The sequence below is a fragment of the Citrobacter sp. JGM124 genome (genome assembly GCF_018257795.1).
GTDB lineage: Bacteria > Pseudomonadota > Gammaproteobacteria > Enterobacterales > Enterobacteriaceae > JGM124.
Genome location: NZ_JAERJD010000004.1, coordinates 71,372 through 93,489 on the forward strand (window position 1 = coordinate 71,372; position 22,118 = coordinate 93,489).

General features: G+C 46.1%; 21 protein-coding genes. 6 read left to right on the forward strand and 15 right to left on the reverse strand.

The window, feature by feature from the left end:
• Positions 1–8: 8 nt before the first annotated feature.
• From JK154_RS06755 to JK154_RS06790, 8 genes are all read right to left on the reverse strand, one after another.
• Positions 9–311, reverse strand: a complete 303-nt coding sequence (locus JK154_RS06755; protein ID WP_211991761.1) for an urease subunit gamma — start codon at positions 309–311, stop codon at positions 9–11.
• 97 nt (positions 312–408) lie between these two features.
• The gene (locus JK154_RS06760; RefSeq protein WP_211991762.1) at positions 409–1,065 is read right to left on the reverse strand and encodes an ATP-binding cassette domain-containing protein; all 657 of its coding nucleotides are present in this window, start codon (positions 1,063–1,065) and stop codon (positions 409–411) included.
• Positions 1,049–1,864, reverse strand: a complete 816-nt coding sequence (locus JK154_RS06765) for an ATP-binding cassette domain-containing protein (protein ID WP_211991976.1) — start codon at positions 1,862–1,864, stop codon at positions 1,049–1,051. Before JK154_RS06765 ends, JK154_RS06760 begins: the two co-directional genes overlap by 17 nt.
• The gene (locus JK154_RS06770) at positions 1,864–2,670 is read right to left on the reverse strand and encodes an ABC transporter permease (RefSeq protein WP_211991763.1); all 807 of its coding nucleotides are present in this window, start codon (positions 2,668–2,670) and stop codon (positions 1,864–1,866) included. The genes JK154_RS06765 and JK154_RS06770 overlap by 1 nt, the downstream gene beginning before the upstream one ends.
• The gene (locus tag JK154_RS06775) at positions 2,667–3,635 is read right to left on the reverse strand and encodes an ABC transporter permease (protein ID WP_211991977.1); all 969 of its coding nucleotides are present in this window, start codon (positions 3,633–3,635) and stop codon (positions 2,667–2,669) included. Before JK154_RS06775 ends, JK154_RS06770 begins: the two co-directional genes overlap by 4 nt.
• Positions 3,635–5,212, reverse strand: coding sequence for an ABC transporter substrate-binding protein (locus JK154_RS06780; protein ID WP_211991764.1), 1,578 nt, complete (start codon positions 5,210–5,212; stop codon positions 3,635–3,637). The genes JK154_RS06775 and JK154_RS06780 overlap by 1 nt, the downstream gene beginning before the upstream one ends.
• Positions 5,213–5,718: 506 nt before the next feature.
• Complete coding sequence (gene avtA, locus JK154_RS06785) at positions 5,719–6,972, reverse strand: valine--pyruvate transaminase (protein ID WP_211991765.1); 1,254 nt, start codon at positions 6,970–6,972, stop codon at positions 5,719–5,721.
• 157 nt (positions 6,973–7,129) lie between these two features.
• A complete protein-coding gene (locus tag JK154_RS06790; protein ID WP_211991766.1) occupies positions 7,130–7,897 on the reverse strand; it encodes a hypothetical protein in 768 nt (255 codons plus the stop codon).
• A 243-nt stretch (positions 7,898–8,140) separates the two neighbouring features.
• Between JK154_RS06790 and JK154_RS06795 the strand changes: the two genes are divergently transcribed.
• From JK154_RS06795 to JK154_RS06815, 5 genes are all read left to right on the forward strand, one after another.
• The gene (locus JK154_RS06795) at positions 8,141–8,962 is read left to right on the forward strand and encodes a protein bax (RefSeq protein WP_211991978.1); all 822 of its coding nucleotides are present in this window, start codon (positions 8,141–8,143) and stop codon (positions 8,960–8,962) included.
• A 275-nt stretch (positions 8,963–9,237) separates the two neighbouring features.
• A complete protein-coding gene (glyQ, locus tag JK154_RS06800; RefSeq protein WP_211991767.1) occupies positions 9,238–10,149 on the forward strand; it encodes a glycine--tRNA ligase subunit alpha in 912 nt (303 codons plus the stop codon).
• Between the two features lie 9 nt (positions 10,150–10,158).
• On the forward strand, positions 10,159–12,228 hold the full coding sequence (glyS, locus tag JK154_RS06805) for a glycine--tRNA ligase subunit beta (RefSeq protein WP_211991768.1): 2,070 nt from the start codon (positions 10,159–10,161) through the stop codon (positions 12,226–12,228).
• A gap of 256 nt (positions 12,229–12,484) precedes the next feature.
• A complete protein-coding gene (locus tag JK154_RS06810) occupies positions 12,485–12,904 on the forward strand; it encodes an NUDIX domain-containing protein (protein WP_211991769.1) in 420 nt (139 codons plus the stop codon).
• Positions 12,905–13,054: 150 nt separating this feature from the next.
• Positions 13,055–13,765 (forward strand): DUF3053 domain-containing protein, encoded by a 711-nt coding sequence (locus JK154_RS06815; RefSeq protein ID WP_211991770.1) that lies wholly within the window; start codon positions 13,055–13,057, stop codon positions 13,763–13,765.
• A 68-nt stretch (positions 13,766–13,833) separates the two neighbouring features.
• Here the strand turns inward: JK154_RS06815 and ghrB are convergent, their stop codons facing one another.
• The 3 genes from ghrB to JK154_RS06830 all read right to left on the reverse strand — a co-directional run bounded on the left by ghrB (position 13,834) and on the right by JK154_RS06830 (position 17,325).
• Positions 13,834–14,808, reverse strand: a complete 975-nt coding sequence (gene ghrB, locus JK154_RS06820; protein WP_211991771.1) for a glyoxylate/hydroxypyruvate reductase GhrB — start codon at positions 14,806–14,808, stop codon at positions 13,834–13,836.
• A 948-nt stretch (positions 14,809–15,756) separates the two neighbouring features.
• Positions 15,757–16,368, reverse strand: a complete 612-nt coding sequence (locus tag JK154_RS06825; protein WP_211991772.1) for a tetratricopeptide repeat protein — start codon at positions 16,366–16,368, stop codon at positions 15,757–15,759.
• A 222-nt stretch (positions 16,369–16,590) separates the two neighbouring features.
• Positions 16,591–17,325: a LuxR family transcriptional regulator gene (locus tag JK154_RS06830; RefSeq protein ID WP_211991773.1), complete on the reverse strand. Its 735-nt coding sequence runs from the start codon at positions 17,323–17,325 to the stop codon at positions 16,591–16,593.
• A 215-nt stretch (positions 17,326–17,540) separates the two neighbouring features.
• Between JK154_RS06830 and JK154_RS06835 the strand changes: the two genes are divergently transcribed.
• Positions 17,541–17,789 (forward strand): helix-turn-helix transcriptional regulator, encoded by a 249-nt coding sequence (locus tag JK154_RS06835; RefSeq protein WP_249215804.1) that lies wholly within the window; start codon positions 17,541–17,543, stop codon positions 17,787–17,789.
• Positions 17,790–18,159: 370 nt separating this feature from the next.
• Here the strand turns inward: JK154_RS06835 and dppF are convergent, their stop codons facing one another.
• From dppF to dppB, 4 genes are read right to left on the reverse strand one after another with little or no spacing between them, the layout of a single operon-like run.
• Complete coding sequence (dppF, locus tag JK154_RS06840; RefSeq protein WP_211991774.1) at positions 18,160–19,167, reverse strand: dipeptide ABC transporter ATP-binding subunit DppF; 1,008 nt, start codon at positions 19,165–19,167, stop codon at positions 18,160–18,162.
• On the reverse strand, positions 19,164–20,147 hold the full coding sequence (dppD, locus tag JK154_RS06845) for a dipeptide ABC transporter ATP-binding protein (protein ID WP_211991775.1): 984 nt from the start codon (positions 20,145–20,147) through the stop codon (positions 19,164–19,166). The genes dppF and dppD overlap by 4 nt, the downstream gene beginning before the upstream one ends.
• A gap of 11 nt (positions 20,148–20,158) precedes the next feature.
• The gene (gene dppC / locus JK154_RS06850) at positions 20,159–21,061 is read right to left on the reverse strand and encodes a dipeptide ABC transporter permease DppC (RefSeq protein WP_211991776.1); all 903 of its coding nucleotides are present in this window, start codon (positions 21,059–21,061) and stop codon (positions 20,159–20,161) included.
• Between the two features lie 9 nt (positions 21,062–21,070).
• Positions 21,071–22,090: a dipeptide ABC transporter permease DppB gene (gene dppB, locus JK154_RS06855; RefSeq protein WP_211991777.1), complete on the reverse strand. Its 1,020-nt coding sequence runs from the start codon at positions 22,088–22,090 to the stop codon at positions 21,071–21,073.
• Between the last annotated feature and the right edge of the window lie 28 nt (positions 22,091–22,118).

Below are 22,118 nucleotides of genomic sequence, written 5' to 3' on the forward strand. Positions count from 1 at the left end.
ACTTACCGTTACTTGATAGGGTCGTGTACTGTGACCAGACGGCTACCATCGGTAAAAATCGCTTCTACCTGAACATTAGGAATAAGGTCAGCAACGCCTTCCATAACATCGTCCTTGGTCAGAACTTTACTGGCTTCCTTCATTACATCTTCTACCGTTTTACCATCACGAGCACCTTCCATTGCTGTCACAGTAATGATTGAAACAGCTTCCGGATAATTGAGCTTCAGGCCACGCGCTTTACGTTTGAATGCCACGTCAGACAGCGTGTAAATCATGAGTTTTTCAACTTCTCTAGGGGTGAGCTGCATGAGCCCTCCTGTATTGTGTTAATAAAGTGAAAAATAACGACAATCACAATAGTGAATCATCACCTTATAAAAACCCCGGTAATACCGGGTCTACCCGTTAAAAAGAGATAGCCTTATTCGTTGGCGGTGTTGAGCTACCATCGCCATGCTGCGATTTAGATTTTCTGCTAGGGACCCATATACGGGAACAAACTCTTTCCAGTAATGCTTTGTTATGACTGAAAACAATGAGTCCCAGTGGCCGACGTTCGGTCTCCGTCAGCAGTACCTGCCAGATTTTTGCCTGAATATGGGCATCCAGCTGGGCGGTAACTTCATCAGTAATTAAATAACGAGTTCTTGGGTCTAATGCCCGTAACAGGGCTATGCGGGCGAGTTCCCCCCCGGATAACTCTCCCGGCCTGCGTTTTAACCAGTCCGGATTGACGGCCATTTGGTCAAGCCATTGTGCATCAGGCCTCCAGGCATCATGTAAACTATCACCGGTGGTACGATAGGGGTTAAAGCTGAGTTCTGGATGCTGAGGAACCAATTGAATCGGGCAGTAACCTGTATTCACAGGTGGTACACCATCAATTAGTACCCGGCCACTGGTAGGGGCTTGCCATTGCGCGATAACGCGCCCCAGGGTGGTTTTGCCAAACCCACTCGGTGCAGAAATACCTAACCGCTCGCCAGGGCTAAGGGTGAATGACACGTCCTCCCAAAGCTGCTTGCCGCCCTGGGTTATCGATAAATCATCGATACTCAGCATGATCAGTCATCTCTTGCTGTGAAATGGGTTGGCTGACGAATTTTTGCTCGGGTAATGCGGCCCATAATGATTGCAACCACTCACTTCCACCATGATTTTTTAGCTCTTCTGCCCGTAATGTTTCACATAATTCGCCGTTGTGTAATACCGCAATTTTGTCGGCGAAGCGTGCTGCCAGCGCAAGATCATGAGTCACCCATAAAATGGCTCGCCCTTGCTGACAAAAAGCACGCAGATGCGTCAGTAACTGGCAGGCATGCTCATCATCCAGCCAGGACGTCACCTCATCCGCTAAAATATAACGTGCATGTGTAAGTGTCGCGCAGCTTGCCAGTACCCGCTTCGCCATCCCCCCTGATAGCTGCCGAGGGAAATCATAAATTAAGCCTGGTGCAAGACTGTACGTTTGCAACTGCATCGCCACATCCTTCAGGCGCAATTCAACGCCACTCAGCTGTGCGGCCCGCGTGATTTGTGAGCCTACTTTAATCAGGGGATTTAACGCACTGACACCTTGTGGAACATAGCAAACAGATTTACCACGATTTTCGATTTTTTCCTGACTATCCAGTGTTTTCCCGTCAAGGATAATCTCGCCACGACAACGCATATTGTCTGGGATCAAACCGAGTACGCTTTGCAGTAACAGGCTCTTGCCTTCGCCACTGCCGCCAACCAGGGCAACCAGCTCACCGGGATGAACGTCTAAAGAGATATTGCTCAACAGTGGGTGCCAGGTCTTGCGACCAAGCCAACGATAGTGGGCAACATCAAGAGAGAAATTTGAAAATGTCAGCATCATGACACCCTTAACCAAAGCTGTTGAATCGCCCGGGCAAGTTGGTCAAAGATAAGCACTAACCCAACCAGAATAAGGCCCGGGAAAAATGCCAGCCACCATGCACCGCTGCTCAAGTAACGTAAAGCATCAGCAAGCAAGATACCCAGTGACGCTTCATGGGGCGATAAACCAAAGCCCAGAAAACTGAGTGCCGCGCTGTGCAAGACCGCATGGGGGAACATTAACAGTGTGCCGACAATCCATTGCGGTAATATTAATGGTAGTAAATGATGACGCCAGCGATAGAAATTACTGTTACCCAGGCGGTGAGAAAGTTTTACATAGTCCGTCTCACGGATACGTAATATTTCTGCCCGTAAAATCAGTGCTAATTTCGGCCAGTGTGTGAAGGCAACCGCCAGAATGACCCCTTGCTTTCCTCCACCTAAGGTAAAGCAGATTAATACCAGTAAGAGTAAATGAGGTAACGCCAGCATACTGTCTATCAGACCACGAATGAGATAATCCATGGTGTTATTTACCGAGCATAATGCAGCGGCAAGCAATGATAATACACCGCTGGTAAACGCCGCTATCAGACCAATCTGCAAGCTGGTGGTGAGCCCCTGAAAACAGCGCAGCCACAGGTCACGACCCAGACTATCAGTACCAAACCAATAAATACCGGAAGGGGGTTGCCGTCTTGCCATTAACTCCATGGGGATATCGAGGTGATAAATAGAAACCCCATAGACAGCCAGGCTGGATAACAACAGGAATGACACCACGAGTCGGAATAGTGCCTGATTAGGGTTATAAGTCATGATTGGCCGCGCAGCCCCCTGTTCAGACGGTGCAATAGCGTATTAGCGATACTATTACCACAGAATACTAAAATGGCACAAAACATCACGATACCCATAAGCAGCGGAATATCCCCGTGCAGACCTGCATCAATCGTTGCCTGCCCGAGTCCTGGGTAGGCAAATACTTTTTCCGCCAGCAAGGAACCGCCGAGCAGTTCCCCCAAAGAGGCGAATTGTAAACAAAGTGCCGGAGTAATCGCGTGGCGTAGAATATGAAACCGAATCAAAGACCAGCCTTTATCCCCCTGTGCCAGGGCATAACGAATAAACTCGCTATTCATCACCTCAGCGACCTTGGCGCGAGTATGGAGCGCAATATTTCCGACACCGAGTAGCCCCAGAGCCACACAAGGTAAAATGAGGTGATGCAGTTTATCGCCCCATGTCGCCGTTTCCGAATCACTGCCAGGGGTCCACGCACAGCAAATAGGGGCCCAGTTCAGTTTGACAGCAAAGAGGGACAGCAATAGCAGGCCTATCCAGAATGTGGGTAGAGAAGCCAGCAAATAAGAAAAACTGGAAATCAGACGGTCTGGCCAGCGGTTAAGATAGCGCCCGGCAGTTAAGCCCATACTTAGCCCTAACACCCCTGAAAAACACCACGCAGAAAGCAGTAAGGCAAAAGAGGTGGCAAAACGCTCACCAATCACCTGTCCCACAGGGGCGTTGTAGAGCATGGAGTACCCTAAATCCCCTTGAATCATTTGTATAAACCAATGCAGAAAACGTTGCCACAGGGGAAGGTCAAGTCCCCAGCGTGCTGCAATTAGCGGGTATTGTTCCGGGGGAACATGGAGCAACTCGCTGCCAATATAAGCACGAATTGGGTCAACGGGGGAAAAGCTGAGAAGAACAAACGTGCCCGCGGCCGTGACCAGCAACAGGCAAATTAAGCGCAGGAAAAATACCGGCACTGAACGCATTACTGACAAGTCCATTTCCAGCTATCAAGATTATTTAGTGCAGACCATGAGCCGTGAATTTCCGGCGCTGCTTTGCCTAAATCAACACAAGCATTAACCAGGTAAGTATGCTGTATATTCAACAACCATGCCCAGGCAGCATCACCGCGAATACCGGCACCATTTTTACCGTCCCAGTCTACTTGCTGCCAGTAAGGGATCGCCTGTTGCCAGCTTGGGGCGTCTAATGCCTGCTGAAGGTGCTTGTCGACTTCACTGTTCTTGTAATAGCCCGTGTTGTAATAGCCAACCCCTGCAGTATGGCTACTGTAGTGGTGATAGAGTTCCATCGGGTCAAGGCTACCCCAGCCAAACAGCGTGGGGTTGGCATGCATATTACGCTCTACGGTTTCCCAGCTACCGGATTTTAAATCAACATCAATCCCTATTGGTTTAAGCATGGATCGCACCGCTTCAGCTAAGTCACGCCGGGTGGTATCCCCACTGGCATACCACAGGGTTATTTTGGCTGGCAGGCCGTTTTTTTCTCTGATCCCCTGGCTATTAAGTGTCCAGCCAGCCTGCTCAAGGATCTGTCTGGCTTTTTCAGTATCGCCATCTTTGATTTTAGCCTCACTATTATCCCATGGAGTGCCCTGCACCCCGGTATAGGCCGGGATAGCGTGCCCTTCCATAATTTGCTCCGCCAGTAACTGACGATTGATTGCATAGTTAATGGCTTTACGAATGGCGATATCGGATGTCACATCGTTACCCACAGGGTTGCCCTGTGCGTCTTTTTTACCGGCAGGAACTGTCGGGAAGGCTATGCCACGGTTCTCGACACTGGGTCTTACCCACAGCCGCATTTCGCTGGCAGGATCTGCCGCTATTGATGGTGGAATACGCACAACATCCAGTTGCTTACTTTTTGCAGCGGCATAGGCACTGTCTTCATCCAGGAAAACAAAAATCAGTTTATTGAAGTCATTTTTATTGCCGGCGTAATAGGGATTCGCTTCGACAATCATTTGCTGCCCTGGCTGGAAACTGACTAATCGATAGGGGCCGGCACCGATCGGTTTTTGAGCATAGGTTTTTGCGTTGTACTTCTCTTTTGACACAATGCCTAACGACCCAAGGACGTTAATGAATGTACTTTGTGGTGCTTTGAGCTGAATGCGTATCGTTTGTGGATTAACTTCTTCTGCACTTAAGAAGTTCCCCATATCCACCTTGCCGCCACTGGCTGCAGCATTATTGTAGGTGAATACCACATCCTTTGCTGTCAGGGGGGTTCCATCAGAGAATTTAAGGCCAGGTTTGAGGGTCAGAGTCCAGGTTTTACCATCATCACTCGACTGATAGTTACTGAGTAAAAAACTGTTCCAGCTCAAGTCGGCATTCTGTTTTAACAGCGGGCTATGAAGGAGCAGATAACTGCCATGACTCCAGCCAAGCATCGGGTCAAAACCTTCAGTGGGCTCATCACCAATGGCAAGCTTTAGAGTATGATCGGCGGCATTAGCGGCGGCAGAATATGTGCCAAGCACAAGAGCAATGAGAAAAGGAATATATAACACTGATGATGTAGCCATGGATAATCCTTCGTTAAATTTTATAAAAGTAGAAATATTATTCCTTAGATAAATTCAGTGTTCATACTGATATAAAAAAGCACGTTAATTAAAAAGTTACTGTTTTGTATCAGTATGATGAAAAGCTGTATGACTGCGTATCAAGTGTAATTCATATCTACAGTATTTCCTGTAAGCTTTTTAAATCACATTTATTCGTGACTGATGGTTGTCAGTGGATATCTTTTTAACCTATTGAATATAGATGTAAAATTGGTTTTTATTCCTCTGGGAACATGTTCTGAATGCGTTAAGATAATTGTGAGATGATAAAGTTGAATAGCAAAAATAGATAATAAAATTTTCATTTATCTAAAGGTGTTAGCTATGGATATATTATATTTCATTGGTGAAGGGCCCATTTCATGGCGAAATGTCGCTTATAATATATTTGTTACCGAGAAAGGGAAACTTGGGGAGCGTTGATAGCGATGGCAAAGAGGGCTCCCTCTTTGCCACGGGAAATGTTAGCGAGCCTCAGCCCAGGCCCGATCGACTTCTTCTGCCAGAATTTTTACACCGGCTTCGATTTTTTCGGGTTCTGGCACGTAGTTCATACGCATACATTGGTGAGTGTGAGGCCAGGGTTTCTCAAGGCCAGGAAAAAAGTAATGCCCTGGTACCATCAGTACGCCACGTTTTTTTAACCGCTGGTAGAGTAGTTCAGTGGTGATCGGCAGGTCTTTAAACCATAACCAAAGGAAAATGGCTCCTTCAGGTTTATGAATCAGGCAACGATCCGGTGATAAATAGCGACGAATAGTGGAGATAGTCTCCTTAACTCGCTGCAGATAGAAAGGTTTAATCACGGTCTCTGACAGTCTGAGCAGATCATTACGCTTAATCATTTCACAGGCTATAGCTGGCCCTACGCCACCAGGTGACAAACTAATGATTCCGTTCATGTTACTGACTGCCGAAATGATTTTGTCATTGGCAATGATAATACCGCACCGGCTACCAGGCAGCCCCAGTTTGGACAAACTCATGCACAGGATAATATTAGGATTCCATAGCGGGCGAGCTTCGCTAAAGATGATCCCCGGGAATGGAACGCCATAAGCATTATCAATAACTAAAGGAATACCATGTTCATTCGCCATGGCATCCAGCTTCATGAGCTCTTCATCGGTAATCACATTGCCCGTAGGGTTAGTCGGACGTGATACACAAATCATGCCGGTATCTTCGCCAATATGCAGATGCTCAAAGTCGACATGGTATTTAAATTGCCCGTCTGGCAGTAACTCTATATTCGGGCGGGTAGAAACGAACAGATCTTCTTCCAGCCCGGCATCTGCATAACCAATGTATTCCGGTGTTAACGGGAAGAGAACCTTTTTGGTCATGCCATTTTGCCGACGCCCGGCAAACAGATTGAATAAGTAGAAAAACGCGCTCTGACTGCCATTTGTCAGTGCAATATTCTGCGGCTCAATATCCCAGCCTAATTCATCCTTCAGCAGGTCGGCGAGTGCTGTAAGTAGCTCACTTTTGCCTTGTGGTCCGTCGTAATTACACAGAGTATCAAGGAGTTTGCCGTTATCCTGCATATCTGAAAGCAACTTTTTGAAGTAGTCATTCATTGCGGGAATTTGCGCGGGGTTCCCCCCCCCAAGCATGATAGCGCCTGGAGTGCGTAAACCATCATTGAGATCTTCCATCAGGCGTGTGATGCCTGAATGGCGGGTAAATTTGTCGCCGAAAAGAGAAAACGTCATAACGTATTGTCTACAGAATACTTTGAAAGAGGCTAACCATAACGCTGGTAAAGTCATGGTGCAAACGTGCTTTTTATTATTTTACTGGTTACTCATGCTGCAATTCAGTTTAAATCGCAGAGTTATATGCTGTTTATGACGGCGATGCTTCGTGACGTTATTTATTAAATTGCCACTTTTCAATATGAGAACTCAGCATATTACGGGTGGTTGACAGCTCATCAATGGTTTTAGCAAGCCTGGCATGTAAGCCTGCGTTTTGCTCTGAATCGGAGAGAAAGACTGTCTGTAATTGTTGCAGTTTTTCATAAAGTATAACAACTTCGGCCTCAGCACGAAGGCGCGCCTCATGTTGCGTTTTGATCAGTGTATCAGCGGCAGCCAGACGCTGAAGAAACTCACCTTTTTCCTGAGTATGGGCGTTGGCTTTTGCCTGGGCGGTGATTTTATGGCGAGTGAAGTGGCTCTTTAACTTATCGATTTCCCGTTGCATGACACTGCGTACCAGGGCTGATTCTTTCAGGTGCATTTCCTGGCTAATATTCAGTGCTCTTTTCAGCTCTGCGACTTGGGTTTCAAATTTGCGTAATGAATCACTGGATTCTGGCGACTCATGACGTTGTGTGGGCGATTGTTTATTCTTTTGTCGTTCTTCACGCAGTTGTGCTGACAGGCTGGCAGCATGTGCTTCCGCTATGCGTAAACGCTGTAGCGTTTCTGGCGAGTCTTGATAAAGGGAATTTGACGGTGCGCTATTACGGATTCTGGCTAAATCAACGCTGACCAGTGCAGTACTCACCTCATACAGGATCTGTTCTTTGTTCTTTAACTTCATGCGATTACAGGCACTGGCTAAAAAACTGGCTGCTTCATTAATATTTGTGGTTGAGAAAGCTTTTTTGATCAGGTTCTGAACCAGGTTCATCGTTGCCAGTTATCCTGTAGCAAAAGGGCTGAGTAAGTGTGTCAGGCAGCGTCTGCCAGAGCCTGAACTCCGGAATTCTACAACGTTTTATGCCTCAGAATATGATTGTTCGGGGCGATAATTCGGAATAATACGCTTTCTTAACGTGCCCTGAGCCGTTATTTTTGTTATCTTTCGCGCCTACTTTCTATACTAATTATAAATAAGTTAGTTAGAAAGGTATCGTTTCTGTTCGGAGTTATGATGATAACAACCCTAATAAAGCAGTTAGGGGCAGCGATATTTTTGTTACTGACGGTTGGTTTTTATAACCAGGTTATAGCCAGTCAGTCGGTAACGAAGGCGCACAATACAGCCCTGATACAAAAAGTTAAGAGTAGTAAAACGGCACACAGTACAAAAGAGTATTCTCGCAAAAGTGAAAATGGTTCGCTTCCTGATTTGCGAAAATACCCTTCCGGAACGCCAAGAAAAAAAGCGTTTCTCCGGGCGGTGATGCCATACATTGCACAACAAAATGCGGTGATTACTGCTGACCGTAACTGGTTAATGACAAAGCGCTATACTGGCCGTTTTTCGCCAAAAGAAATCGTGCGGCTGAAAGATATTTCTCGTCGCTATAAAGTGGCGTGGAAAGGAAATACTAAACATATTCCCTGGAACACATTGCTGGAAAGAGTCGATATCATTCCGGCTAAAATGGCGGCAACCATGGCTGCGGCAGAAAGTGGCTGGGGTACATCGAAACTTGCTCGCAGTAACAACAATCTGTTTGGTATGAAATGCTCCAGGAAACATTGCAACAGTCAGCCAGGCAAAGTGAAGGGCTACCTTCATTACGGTTCGTTAAAAGAGGGAGTAAACTCCTATGTAACGAACTTGAATACCCACCCGGCTTATGCGTCATTCCGTAAATCACGGGCACAGTTACGTCAAACGTCCCAGGAAGTGAACGCCAGTAATATGATTCGCAAATTAGAAGGTTACTCGCAAAAAGGAAGCCGATATAACAATTATCTGTTTGCTATGTACCAAAGTAATCAGAATCTTATGTCGACTTATTAACGTTGCGTGAACAGTCGGTAATATGTTCTATTTTAAGAATATATTATCGACTTATGCTGATCTTGTCCGCTCTATAAATCATTTCCTGTTTTCAGTCCTTATCCTGCCCTGGGATAGACCATCGGTATCGTCAGAATTGTCGGGCTGAGTTCATCTGTCACGACATATTTCACCCCAGGAGCGCCGCTTTTCCGGGCTTTGACCATACAACTTGATGGCATTTGCGTATATACTGGCCGCTTCTCTTAAATCCACGGAACGCGTGCGAATTCAACATGCAAAAGTTTGATACCAAGACCTTTCAAGGCCTGATCCTGACTTTACAGGACTACTGGGCTCGCCAGGGCTGTACCATTGTTCAACCTTTGGACATGGAAGTTGGCGCCGGCACCTCTCACCCGATGACATGTTTACGGGCATTAGGGCCAGAACCTATGGCGGCAGCTTACGTGCAACCTTCCCGTCGCCCAACAGATGGCCGTTATGGCGAAAACCCTAACCGCTTACAGCATTACTACCAGTTTCAGGTGGTGATTAAGCCTTCTCCGGACAATATTCAGGAGCTGTATCTTGGGTCGCTGAAAGAGTTGGGTATGGACCCAACGATTCATGATATTCGTTTCGTGGAAGATAACTGGGAAAACCCAACGCTCGGAGCCTGGGGGCTTGGTTGGGAAGTCTGGCTTAATGGTATGGAAGTAACGCAGTTTACTTACTTCCAGCAGGTTGGTGGCCTGGAATGTAAGCCCGTAACCGGTGAGATCACTTACGGTTTAGAACGCCTGGCAATGTATATCCAGGGTGTCGACAGTGTTTATGACTTGGTCTGGAGTGATGGCCCATTAGGTAAAACAACCTATGGTGATGTTTTCCTCCAGAACGAAATTGAGCAATCTACTTATAACTTTGAATATGCAGATGTGGATTTCTTGTTCACCTGCTTTGAACAATATGAAAAAGAGGCTCAACAGCTGCTGGCTTTAGAGAAGCCGCTGCCACTGCCCGCTTACGAACGTATTCTAAAAGCCGCCCATAGCTTTAACTTGCTCGATGCCCGCAAAGCTATCTCTGTGACAGAACGTCAGCGCTATATTCTGCGTATTCGTACACTGACGAAAGCGGTGGCTGAAGCCTACTATGCTTCTCGTGAAGCGCTTGGCTTCCCGATGTGTAATAAGAACAAATAAGAGGCTGCCATGTCTGAAAAAACTTTTCTGGTGGAAATCGGTACTGAAGAGCTACCGCCAAAAGCCCTGCGTAGCCTGGCTGAATCCTTTGCTGCGAATGTTACCGCTGAACTGGATACTGCTAATCTGACCTATAGTGACATTAAATGGTTTGCGGCACCCCGCCGTTTAGCACTGAAAATTACACAATTAGCGGCGACACAGCCTGATCGTGAAGTTGAGAAGCGTGGTCCGGCGATTTCCGCTGCTTTTGATGCTGAAGGGCGACCAAGCAAAGCGGCGGAAGGTTGGGCTCGTGGTTGTGGCATTACTGTGGACCAGGCTGAACGTCTGGTCACAGATAAAGGCGAATGGTTGCTGTACCGCGCCTCGGTGAAAGGCGAAAGCGTTCAGGCATTATTGCCTGATATCATTGCCCGCTCACTTGCGAAGTTACCGATTCCTAAATTGATGCGCTGGGGAGCGTCTGACACTCAGTTTGTTCGCCCGGTACATACCGTGACGTTACTGTTAGACAGTGAGCTGATACCTGCGACTATTCTGGGTATTGCGTCAGATCGTGTTATTCGGGGCCACCGTTTTATGGGTGAATCTGAATTTACCCTTGAACATGCAGACCAGTATCCTGAGGTTTTAGCACAGCGCGGTAAAGTTATTGCTGACTATGAGCAGCGTAAAACCTTGATCAAACATGATGCTGAAGCAGCCGCGCGTAAAATTGGTGGTGTGGCTGACTTAAGCGACAGCTTGTTAGAAGAAGTTGCCTCGTTAGTTGAATGGCCGGTTGTTTTGACGGCGACCTTTGAAGAGAAATTCCTCGCGGTCCCTGCCGAAGCACTGGTGTATACCATGAAAGGCGATCAGAAATACTTCCCGGTTTACAGCACGGATGGAAAACTGCTGCCAAACTTTATCTTTGTGAGCAATATTGAGTCCAAAGATCCCCAGCAAATTATCTCCGGCAACGAAAAAGTGGTACGCCCACGTCTTGCGGATGCTGAGTTTTTCTTCAATAGCGACCGTAAAAAGCGTCTTGAAGATAACCTGCCACGTCTGGAAACCGTTTTGTTCCAGCAACAGTTAGGGACTCTGCGTGATAAGACAAACCGCATTGAGGCGCTTTCTGGCTGGATTGCCCAGCAAATTGGTGCTGATGTTAACCATGCAACCCGTGCAGGACTGCTGTCCAAGTGTGACCTGATGACCAATATGGTGTTTGAGTTTACCGACACCCAGGGTGTGATGGGGATGCACTATGCACGTTTTGACGGTGAGGCTGAAGACGTTGCTGTTGCCTTGAACGAGCAGTATCAGCCGCGTTTTGCTGGTGATGATCTGCCCTCTAATCCTGTTGCCTGTGCTGTGGCAATTGCGGACAAAATGGATACCCTGACGGGTATTTTTGGCATCGGTCAGCACCCTAAAGGGGATAAAGACCCATTTGCACTACGTCGTGCGGCATTGGGCATATTGCGCATCATTGTTGAGAAAAACCTCAACCTTGACCTGCAAACCCTGACGGAAGAGGCTGCTCGTCTCTATGGTGACAAACTAACGAATGCTAATGTCGTTGATGATGTTATCGACTTTATGCTGGGACGTTTTCGTGCCTGGTACCAGGAAGAGGGGCATGCTGTCGATACCATTCAAGCTGTACTGGCGCGCCGCCCGACGAAACCAGCTGATTTCGATGCACGCATGAAGGCTGTTTCCTACTTCCGCACTTTGGATGCTGCTGTGGCTTTGGCTGCGGCGAATAAGCGAGTATCCAATATTCTGGCTAAATCGACAGAGACTCTGCATGATGGTGTCCGTGCTTCGGTACTGAAAGAAGCGGAAGAGATTCACCTGGCGACGCACCTGGTCGTACTACGTGACAAACTACAACCATACTTCGCGGATGGCCGTTATCAGGAAGCGCTGGAGGAGTTGGCAACCTTACGTGAACCGGTTGATGCTTTCTTCGATAAAGTGATGGTCAATGTCGATGATGAAGCACTGCGTATTAATCGTCTGACCTTACTGACGAAGTTGCGTGAGCTGTTCTTACAAGTGGCAGATATCTCCCTGTTACAGTAAGCGTTCAGTGCGTTGTTAAAAAACCCGTCACTGTCAGACGGGTTTTTTTTTGGCCTGAAGAACGATCTGTTTTTATGTATCATGGTGACGTACACCATCATTGTTCAAGCCATGGGGCTGCTCCCAGTCACTCACGTGGGTCAGTTTTTGTCGACTCAGCGTGTTGCCGCTTGCTGTCGCCCGAGTGTACACATTAATAGATACTTTCTGTCCCCCCGTGATGTTTTCCTGAGAGAGACGTTGTCTGGAGTGAAGTATGCCTGAACTCAAAAAAATACACGTGTCTGCAGCTGTCATTACCGATGCTGAAGGACGTATGCTACTGGTACGTAAACGTAATACAGACTTTTTTATGCAGCCAGGTGGTAAAATCGAGCCCGGAGAAGCCCCTGAAGTGGCTTTAATCCGTGAGCTTTATGAAGAGTTGCAGATTGAAGTACAGCCTGAAAACATGGTTTCGTTAGGGCAATATACTGATATCGCAGCCAATGAACCTGATCATATTATTGTGGCTGATATGTTTCGTGTTAACCAATTCAGTGGTGACGTGTTATCTGCCGCTGAAATTGAAGACGTTGTGTGGTTCTCGCAAACAGATAACAACATTATGCTGGCCCCATTAACCCTGAATAAAATCATTCCGTTACTTAACAAGGCGGATATGGAGCTGGCCTGAAACGGCAGCGAAGTTCAGGGAGCATAATGATATTAACCGAATGGTTTAGTGCGAAGGGGTATCTTGCCATGAATGGTTGGACTATCCTTAGCATCCTTATTCGGTCGTGATTACCACAGACGTTTGGCATTCATTAAAGAGGTAGAAAAAATGGCGACAGGTAAGTCCTGGTCTCGCTGGTTTGCACCGCTGGCAGCATTGTTAGTGGTGGTGAGTCTGAGTGGTTGCTTTGATAAAGAAGGTGATCAACGCAAGGCATTTATCGATTTTCTGCAAAATACCGCGATGCGTAGCGGTGATCGTTTACCGACACTGACTTCCGATCAGAAGAAACAGTTTGGTGGGTTGGTTTCTGACTATGCGATTCTGTATGGTTTCTCGCAACAGATGAGCCAGGCGATGGATCAGGGTATCAGACCGGTACTGGATACCGTCAATGGAATCCGTGTACCGCAGGATTATTTGAACCAGCGTAACACATTACGCCAGGAGAACGGCGCACTGAATGTACTTGGCCAGCAGGTACAGAATGCGAAGATGCAGGCAGACAGTGCGTTGGCTACGCTCAAGCAACCTGAAGACCTTAAAGCTGTTTTTGATAAAGTTTATGAGAAGGTTGTGACTAATCCGGCAAACTCGATCGTGCCCTTGATTCCTGCGGCACAAAACCTGACTCAGCAATTGATGCAGGTGGGAGATTATATTGCTGAACAAGAAGGTCAGGTGAGCTTTACGGCTAATGGGATCCAGTTTCCGACTTCACGACAGGCGAGTCAGTATAATGCCTTGATTGCGCCACTTGGTGCCCAGCACCAGGCATTTATGCAGGCTTACACGACAGTCCAGAACGCGATGCAGTAAGCTGACACACGTTGTGAGATAAGGCTGCCCGATGTCTGGATAGCCTTTTTTATTGAGTATTAATCTAACTACTTCAGAATGCCCGGGTTAACACAGTTAATTTCTACTTTACCGGTCAGGGCAGTAATCAGGTTATCAACTGCACATTCGTCCATGTCATAGCGCGTTTCATGTGTTGCAGAACCAATATGAGGCAGGGCAACGACGTTAGGCATTTTAAGTAATGGGGAGTCAACAGAAAGTGGCTCTTTTTCAAAGACATCCAGCCCGGCACCATAAATTTCACCCGCTTGCAGTGCCTCAATAAGCGCCTGCTCATCAACTACCGGCCCACGCCCGATATTAATCAGCACCGCTGATGACTTCATTTTTGCCAGTTGTTCAGCACCGATGAGGTGATGTGTTTCCGGGGTGAATGGCAGTAAAATACAGACAAAATCAGCGGTAGAGAGCAGGGTGTCCAGGTCGCAATATTGGGCATCAAAGCGTTCTTCTGCTTCTGTATGACGACGGCGTGCATTATAAATAACAGGCATACTAAAACCGAAATGGGCACGCTGTGCCAGCGCCATACCGATGCGCCCCATACCAACAATACCGAGCGTCTTATGATGCACGTTAATGCCATACCAGTCAGTACCGACGCTATTCTGCCACTTACCGGCTTTAACACGTTCAGCAAGCTCGACGATGCGGCGAGCACTGGACAGAATGAGTGCCATTGCGGTATCTGCAACCGTTTCAGTGAGTACGGTTGGGGTATGCATCAGAATGATGTTACGTGCATTCAGGGCATCAACATTAAAATTATCGTAACCTACGGTAGCGGTTGAGGCGGCGCGTAGCTTCGGCATCTGTGCCAGAAAGGACTCATCAACTTTACCATTGGAACCCAGGATACCCTCTGCATTGGCAAAAATTTGTGCGTTAGCTGCAACAGTCTCAGGGTTAATGTCAGAAAATTGGTTGATGGTAAAGTGTGTTTCCAGACGTTTTACGAGGTTATCAGGTAAGGTTTTGTAGAGGATAATCGACGGCTTCATTAGGGTCTCCGTGCATCATTAACACATAAATCGGTCAGCAGGTGACCGATACGAGTTCAGCTCAGACAGATAACTGCCAGATCTGTTACTGCTTAACAGGGACATGGGGCACTGCGTACAGGGGTTTTCTCATACACTAACAAATTTCGCTACGGTATCTATCATAGTATGAAACTTCTGTTGAATGGAACCTGCCCTGGGGAAAAGTCTGCCTGCAGTGATGCAGAGCGGATGACGGGGATCGTATCTCGTCTTCAGATAAAAATGGGAAGCGTAAGTTGAGTCAGAAAATTAGCTACTGGCGATAATAATCAATACCGGAATAAAAAATATTCACCGTCATTTACACTTAAAGTGAAATCTATAACATACCATTTTTTATTTTAGTAATAATATTGTCTTTGCCACAATGAAAATAATGCTAATAACGAGGTGAGACGTAATGTATGTGTGGCCAATTAATCTATGCCCATTGCCATGGCGATATTCGGAATTTCTATTCTGAATGGCCACTAGCCTGTTGAGAATAATAAAAACGTAGAAAGTTATATAAATGATTCAGAGGGAAAAATGAATAATGTATCTTTAGAAGGGACTATTCTTGCAGGTAAGAATATGGATTTATCTCGCCAGCCTGAATTGAATGGTATTAAGTCGGGACATAATACTGTGCCTGCGGCTCGCTTCATTCATCACTTTGAATCTGTATACAATAGCCCCATAGTACCTGGTTGTATTTCCCAGGGGGCACAACCAGACGTTGTCAACAATGCAGAACATTCGCGACAGCAGGTATCAGTATCAAAGCGGGTACCTATTCCTGCCCCCAGATTTTCCCTTATCCCCATTCCGCCTCCAGGACGAATGCTGATGCCCATTCCCGCGCCCAGATCACATAATAAGTGTTAATGCCACTAAGGATTAACACTTTATATTATTTTTCCGAACCTATTCAGACAGGTTATTAAAATAGCAACAAGCTGGTGGGAAATTATCTGAGCAACTTTGTTGGAATAATTTTTTTGCCTTTCCTGGGTTTTCAGTAATACCTTTTCCTTCATGATATATCAGCCCCAGGAAATACTTGGCTTCCGGGTCATTTTGATTTGAAGACAGCTCAAACCAGTATCTTGCTTTGGTATAATCATGAGATACCCCCTTTCCATACAGGTACATATAACCAAGATTAAATTGAGACTCAGCATCACCTTGGCGTGAGGCTTTCTCATGCCAGTACCAAAATTCTGTTTTGGAATAATCCTTCAAATTATTTTTATCATTGTAGTAAATATTTTTAAGGTAGCGAATTACGTCCGACTTTCCTTTCTGGGTAATAACTTGATATGTTTTTTTCTCATGGCTTAAATGTTCTCCTGTGTTTGATTTAAGGGTGGGTACTTTTCCATTTTGATGGTCTGTCGTCGGGTTGTTGATAAGTGAGTATTGCAACGCTGAGGGGGCGACATGGCAAAGTGCTAATTCGCTAAATAAGCATGAAATACATATCAGGGGTGATAGTGTATGTAAGTAGTAAAGCTTACTCCTTGAAAACATTATCATAGCCTAGTCCATGTTTATAGTTTTTACGATACCTTTTTTGATACCCCGTATACGGAATTTTTTCAGGATCGCATTAGTGGCTGACATCACCTAAAAGGCAGTATGACATCGCTCTGCCTGCTATTTAAATGTATACATAAGAAGAGTAATCAATATTCCCGAGTTAGTTATATACAACAGTTGTTTAAAAAATAATGAACATATCTTCATCATATAAAACATTTAATTTATTTTTTTTATCAAATTCATTTCTATACTCAGAACTATAGCTTGCCTGGCATTATTCACGCCAAGTTTTCTAACTGCATTTTTCACGTGAAATTTAACGGTGCTTAATGATATTCCTATTATCCCTGCAATATCCGCATAGCACTTTCCTTTACTAATCCAGTACATAACTTCATTTTCACGAACAGTAAAAATACTATTTTGAGTTTTCGTGTTCTTACTGTTTTCATTTGAAATAACAACATCCCTGAGCTTATGCATTTGTTCATTTATTTCTATTAATAGCATTTGAATGGCATTCCAGTTAGTTTTAAAACATGCATCACAATCTAACTTGTTATTTTCAATGATGAATGATAACAATGTAAGGTTATTGCTGTGGTCATGTAAAATAAAAGTGCAGCCATTGACGATGTTATACTTTTGAGACGGTTGAAAGATTTTTTTGAATTTTAAGTCAGAGAGTAAAGTGATATTTTCATCCCAGGAGAAGGGGGATGTTCGGCGAGATGCCGTTAATATTACAGGGTCGATATATTGTATGTTATTTTCAATGTAAAGATTGACCCATTTGTCAGGGTAACTTGAAATAATTAGTATTTTTGACGGGTCATCTTTGTTTAATACCGTGTAAACGTAATCAATCCCTTTATACACGTCCAATTTTCTATCGATAAAACGCTTGAATGTTTCCGATAGTATTTCATTACCTTTTAAAATATAAAGCATGTCACTCCTTTGATGTAATGTTTTTATTCCCATTCTTAAATACAGGTTTTTTTATACTTTAATGCAGTGAAATAAGTACTTATGTCTTATTGAAACGGTTTAGGAATAGTAATAATTTCATTAACAAGAAATCATAAACTTATGGCTAACGTCAAATGTTTTGAATTCAATAGCCGATATTCTTAACTTAATTTTTTAATCAAGTCAGGAAGAAGATGAAGAGCCATAAAAAATATCAAATAGAATATAATGACTGGCATCCTGCCGATATTATATCTGCGGTAAAAAAAACAGGGACGACAATCGCAGCCCTGTCGCGAGAACACGGCCTGGCCTCTTCCACATTGGGTAATACGTTGTACAGGAAATGGCCAAGAGGGGAAAAAATAATAGCAGAGCATCTGAGTATACCAGCAAGTGAAATATGGCCATCTCGGTATAATAAGGCTGCGAACAGAGGCTGAATACTTACCATGTCGTTAATTGATTGATATTAAGGAGTAATTCATTCTGTTGACGCTGATTTCATAGAAGCAGTAAATATATGGAAAAGTCAGTGAGGGTAATTTATTCTGGTTCAGGTTGTGGCAAATTATTTTTTAATGCTGGTAGAAGTTGAGTTTTTTAAAATAATAAAAAACACTTCAATGGTAAACTGAATGGTATTTTTATTATTATCTTTTCTAATCTATCAGGTAGAGTGATTCATAGGCATGTGATCATTATTTTATATGTAACTATAGCGTTTAATGGTGCCAGAGAGATCGGGGGAAATAGAATTACAGTAAATAATCCCCTCCCCTTTGGGAGGAGAGGATCCAGATATAGCAGGGGTTAACGGACTTCTCCGTTAATGTCCTGGTCAACAGCGAAACAGGCGACCAGCTGACCATTACCATAATCTTTTAATTTCGGTTGTAGTTGAGTACAGGGGCCAAAACGACGACGGCAACGCGCATTAAAAGCACAGCCCGGAGGTGGGCTCAGTGGGCTGGGTAGCTCACCTGTGAGTTTAATGCGTTCTACACGATCATCTGGATTGAGGCGCGGTGTTGCTGAGAGCAAAGCCTGGGTATAAGGGTGCTGTGGGTTGGAAAAAATCTGCTCTTTAGAACCCTTTTCCACACAACGGCCAAGATACATCACCATGACTTCATCGGCAATGTGCTCCACAACGGACAAGTCATGGGAGATGAAGACGTAAGAAAGCCCCAGTTCTTGTTGCAAATCCATCATCAGGTTAAGCACTTGTGCCCGCACTGATACGTCCAGGGCTGAAACAGGCTCATCAGCAATGACCACATCTGGGTTCAGCATCAAACCACGAGCGATAGCAATACGCTGGCGCTGACCACCAGAAAACATATGAGGGTAACGATCATAATGTTCGGTTTTCAGCCCTACTTTAGACATCATTTCCAGCGCTTTTTCACGGCGTTCAGTTTTACTCAGTGAGGTATTTATCACCAACGGCTCTTCGAGAATCTGCCCAACTTTCTTGCGTGGATTTAACGAACCATAGGGGTTCTGAAAAACTATCTGGATTTTCTGGCGGCGCAATTTTTCTGCAGAAGCATCAGGTATCAGTAAATCTTGTCCCTGATAATAAAGCTCGCCGTCTGTTGGGACTTCAATCATTGTCAGCAGACGGCCCAGCGTGGACTTGCCACAACCTGATTCACCCACTACAGCCAGTGTTTTACCGCGTTCGAGAGTGAAGGTGACACCATCCAGAGCTTTAACCAGACGTTCGGGCGCAAACATGCCTTTTTTCACGACATAGTGTTTTTTCAAGTCGATAGCCTGCAACAAGTGTTGCGTGGTGGCCTGTTGGGTACTCATAGGGTTGGCCTCCCGGCATTATCGAGGGGATAGTGACATTTTGACTGACGACCGTTATCGACAAAGTTAAGTTCAGGCTCTTCAGCGCGGCACTTATCAGTGGCATACGGGCAGCGTGGGTTTAGCAGACAACCATTTGGTCGGTCATACTTACCGGGTACCACACCGGGCAATGAGGCCAGGCGTGCTTTGTCCTGAGCAAACTCAGGTAAAGCGCGCAATAGCGCCTGGGTATAGGGGTGGCGCGGCGCACGGAAGATATCTTTAGATGCTCCAGTTTCCACGACTTGTCCTGCGTACATCACGATAATTTTATGTGCGGCTTCAGCAACGAGTGCGAGATCATGGGTAATCAGGATCAACGCCATATTCTCTTTTTGCTGCAATTCGAGCAGTAACTCAATAATTTGCGCCTGAATTGTCACATCCAGAGCAGTCGTTGGTTCATCAGCAATCAGGAGTTTGGGTCGGCAGGCTATCGCCATCGCGATCATGACACGTTGACTCATGCCGCCAGAAAGTTGATGCGGATAAACATCAAGACGGGACGCCGGGTCAGGGATACCCACTTGGTTTAACAGATCAATGGCGCGTTGACGGCGCGTTTTTCTGTTACCCCCCTGGTGTACTTTAATCGCTTCCATAATTTGGAAGCCTACGGTATAGCAAGGATTCAGGCTGGTCATTGGGTCCTGGAAGATCATCGCCACATCAGCACCTACCAGGTTGCGACGCTCTCTTTCAGAAATACGCTGCAAATCCTGGTCATTAAAGTGCAGGTTTTCAGCGCTGACTCGACCAGGGAAATCAATCAGCCCCATAATGGCCAGTGAACTGACAGATTTGCCTGAACCAGACTCACCCACAATGCCGACAACTTCCCCTTGCTCCACGCTATAGCTAACACGGTCTACGGCACGGAAAGGTGCATCAACGTCTCCAAAATGCACCGATAATTTATCTATATTTAATAACGCCATCTCGTGCCTCTTTACTGCTTGAGTTTAGGATCGAGCGCGTCACGCAAGCCGTCACCCATCAGGTTAAATGCCAGCACCGTCAGCAGGATCGCCAGACCAGGGAAGGTCACAACCCACCAGGCGCTTTGTGCGAACTGCAACACATCTGCAAGCATGGTACCCCACTCTGGTGTTGGTGGTTGCGCACCCATGCCAAGGAAGCCCAGTGCAGCCATATCGAGAATGGCGTTAGAAAATCCCAGCGATGCCTGAACAATCAGCGGCGCGAGGGTATTAGGGAATATATTGATAAACATCTGACGAATAGCTCCCGCGCCAGCCACACGCGAGGCCGTCACGTAGTCACGGTTCACTTCTACTAATACTGCCGCACGCGTCAAACGTACGTAGTGTGGTAATGCAACAAAGGTTAATGCCAGCGCGGCATTACCAATCGACGGGCCAAAAATAGCAACCAGTACCAGTGCGAGTAACAGACTGGGTAATGCCAGCATGATATCCACTAACCGCATGATAGTGTTATCAACAACACCACCGAAGTAGCCAGCTACCAGGCCAATGACAATACCCATCGCCAGTGATAACACAACGACCAGACAGCCAACCAGCAATGACAGACGGGCACCGTACATCAGGCGCGAGAGGATATCGCGACCAACGTCATCAGTACCGAGAATAAACTCCCAGCTACCGCCTTCCATCCAAACGGGGGGACGTAGCAGTGCATCGCGGAACTGTTCTGCCGGCAGATGTGGGGCGAGGAAATTTGCAAATACGGCAATAAAAACCATGATGCAGATATACACCAGGCCAACTACCGCACCTTTATTACGAGCAAAATAGTGCCAGAATTCTTGTAAAGGCGTCATCGGCTTGGGTGCCGTAATAACCTTATTTTCAGTTGATTGAGTCATGATGATCCCTTATTTCTTATGGCGTATACGCGGGTTCACCACGCCGTACAGCAAATCGACTAATAGGTTGACCAGAATAATCATGGTCGCCACCAGTAGCACTCCACCCTGTACTACGGGATAGTCACGGCGTTGTAGAGCTTCTATCAACCAGCGCCCGAGACCTGGCCACGAAAATATAGTCTCTGTCAGAATGGCACCGCCTAGCATGGTACCCACTTGCAGACCGATAACGGTGATGACTGGCAGCATGGCATTACGTAACGCATGAACGACAATAACGCGCATACGGGTCAGGCCTTTAGCACGTGCGGTACGAATATAGTCTTCACTAAGCACTTCAAGCATGGAGGAGCGTGTCATACGCACGATAACAGCCAGTGGGATAGTACCTAATACGATGGCAGGTAGAATGATGTGCTCAACGGCATCAATAAAGTCTCCTGACTCTCCCCAGATAGCAGTGTCCAGTAACATAAAGCCTGTCAGGGGTTGGGAATCATCGAGGAATATGGTGTCGCTGACTCGGCCGGATACTGGGGTCAGGTTTAACTGAACAGACACCAGCATGATCAGCATCATACCCCACCAGAAAATAGGCATGGAGTAACCCGTCAAAGCAATACCAACCGCAGTATGATCGAAGATCGAACCACGTTTAACCGCCGCCAGCATACCAACAGGAACGCCAACAGAGACGGCAAAAATCATTGCGCAGACCCCAAGTTCCATTGTGGCCTGTAGGCGAGGGACAAACTCATCCCAGACAGGGATGCGACTTTTTAGCGAAATGCCTAAGTCGCCATGCATGACACCCCAAATATAGTGAACATATTGCTTCCACATGGGTTGATCAAGACCAAGCTCGGCCAGTAATTGTGCATGACGCTCAGGGGAAAGACCGCGCTCTCCGGCCATGATCATTACCGGGTCACCGGGGATCATATGGACAAAAGCAAAGGTCAGTAAGGTGATACCTATAAACGTGGGAATGACTAATCCCAGTCGTCGGAGGATGAACTGCAACATATCCCGGATTCTCTTTTATGACAGGCAT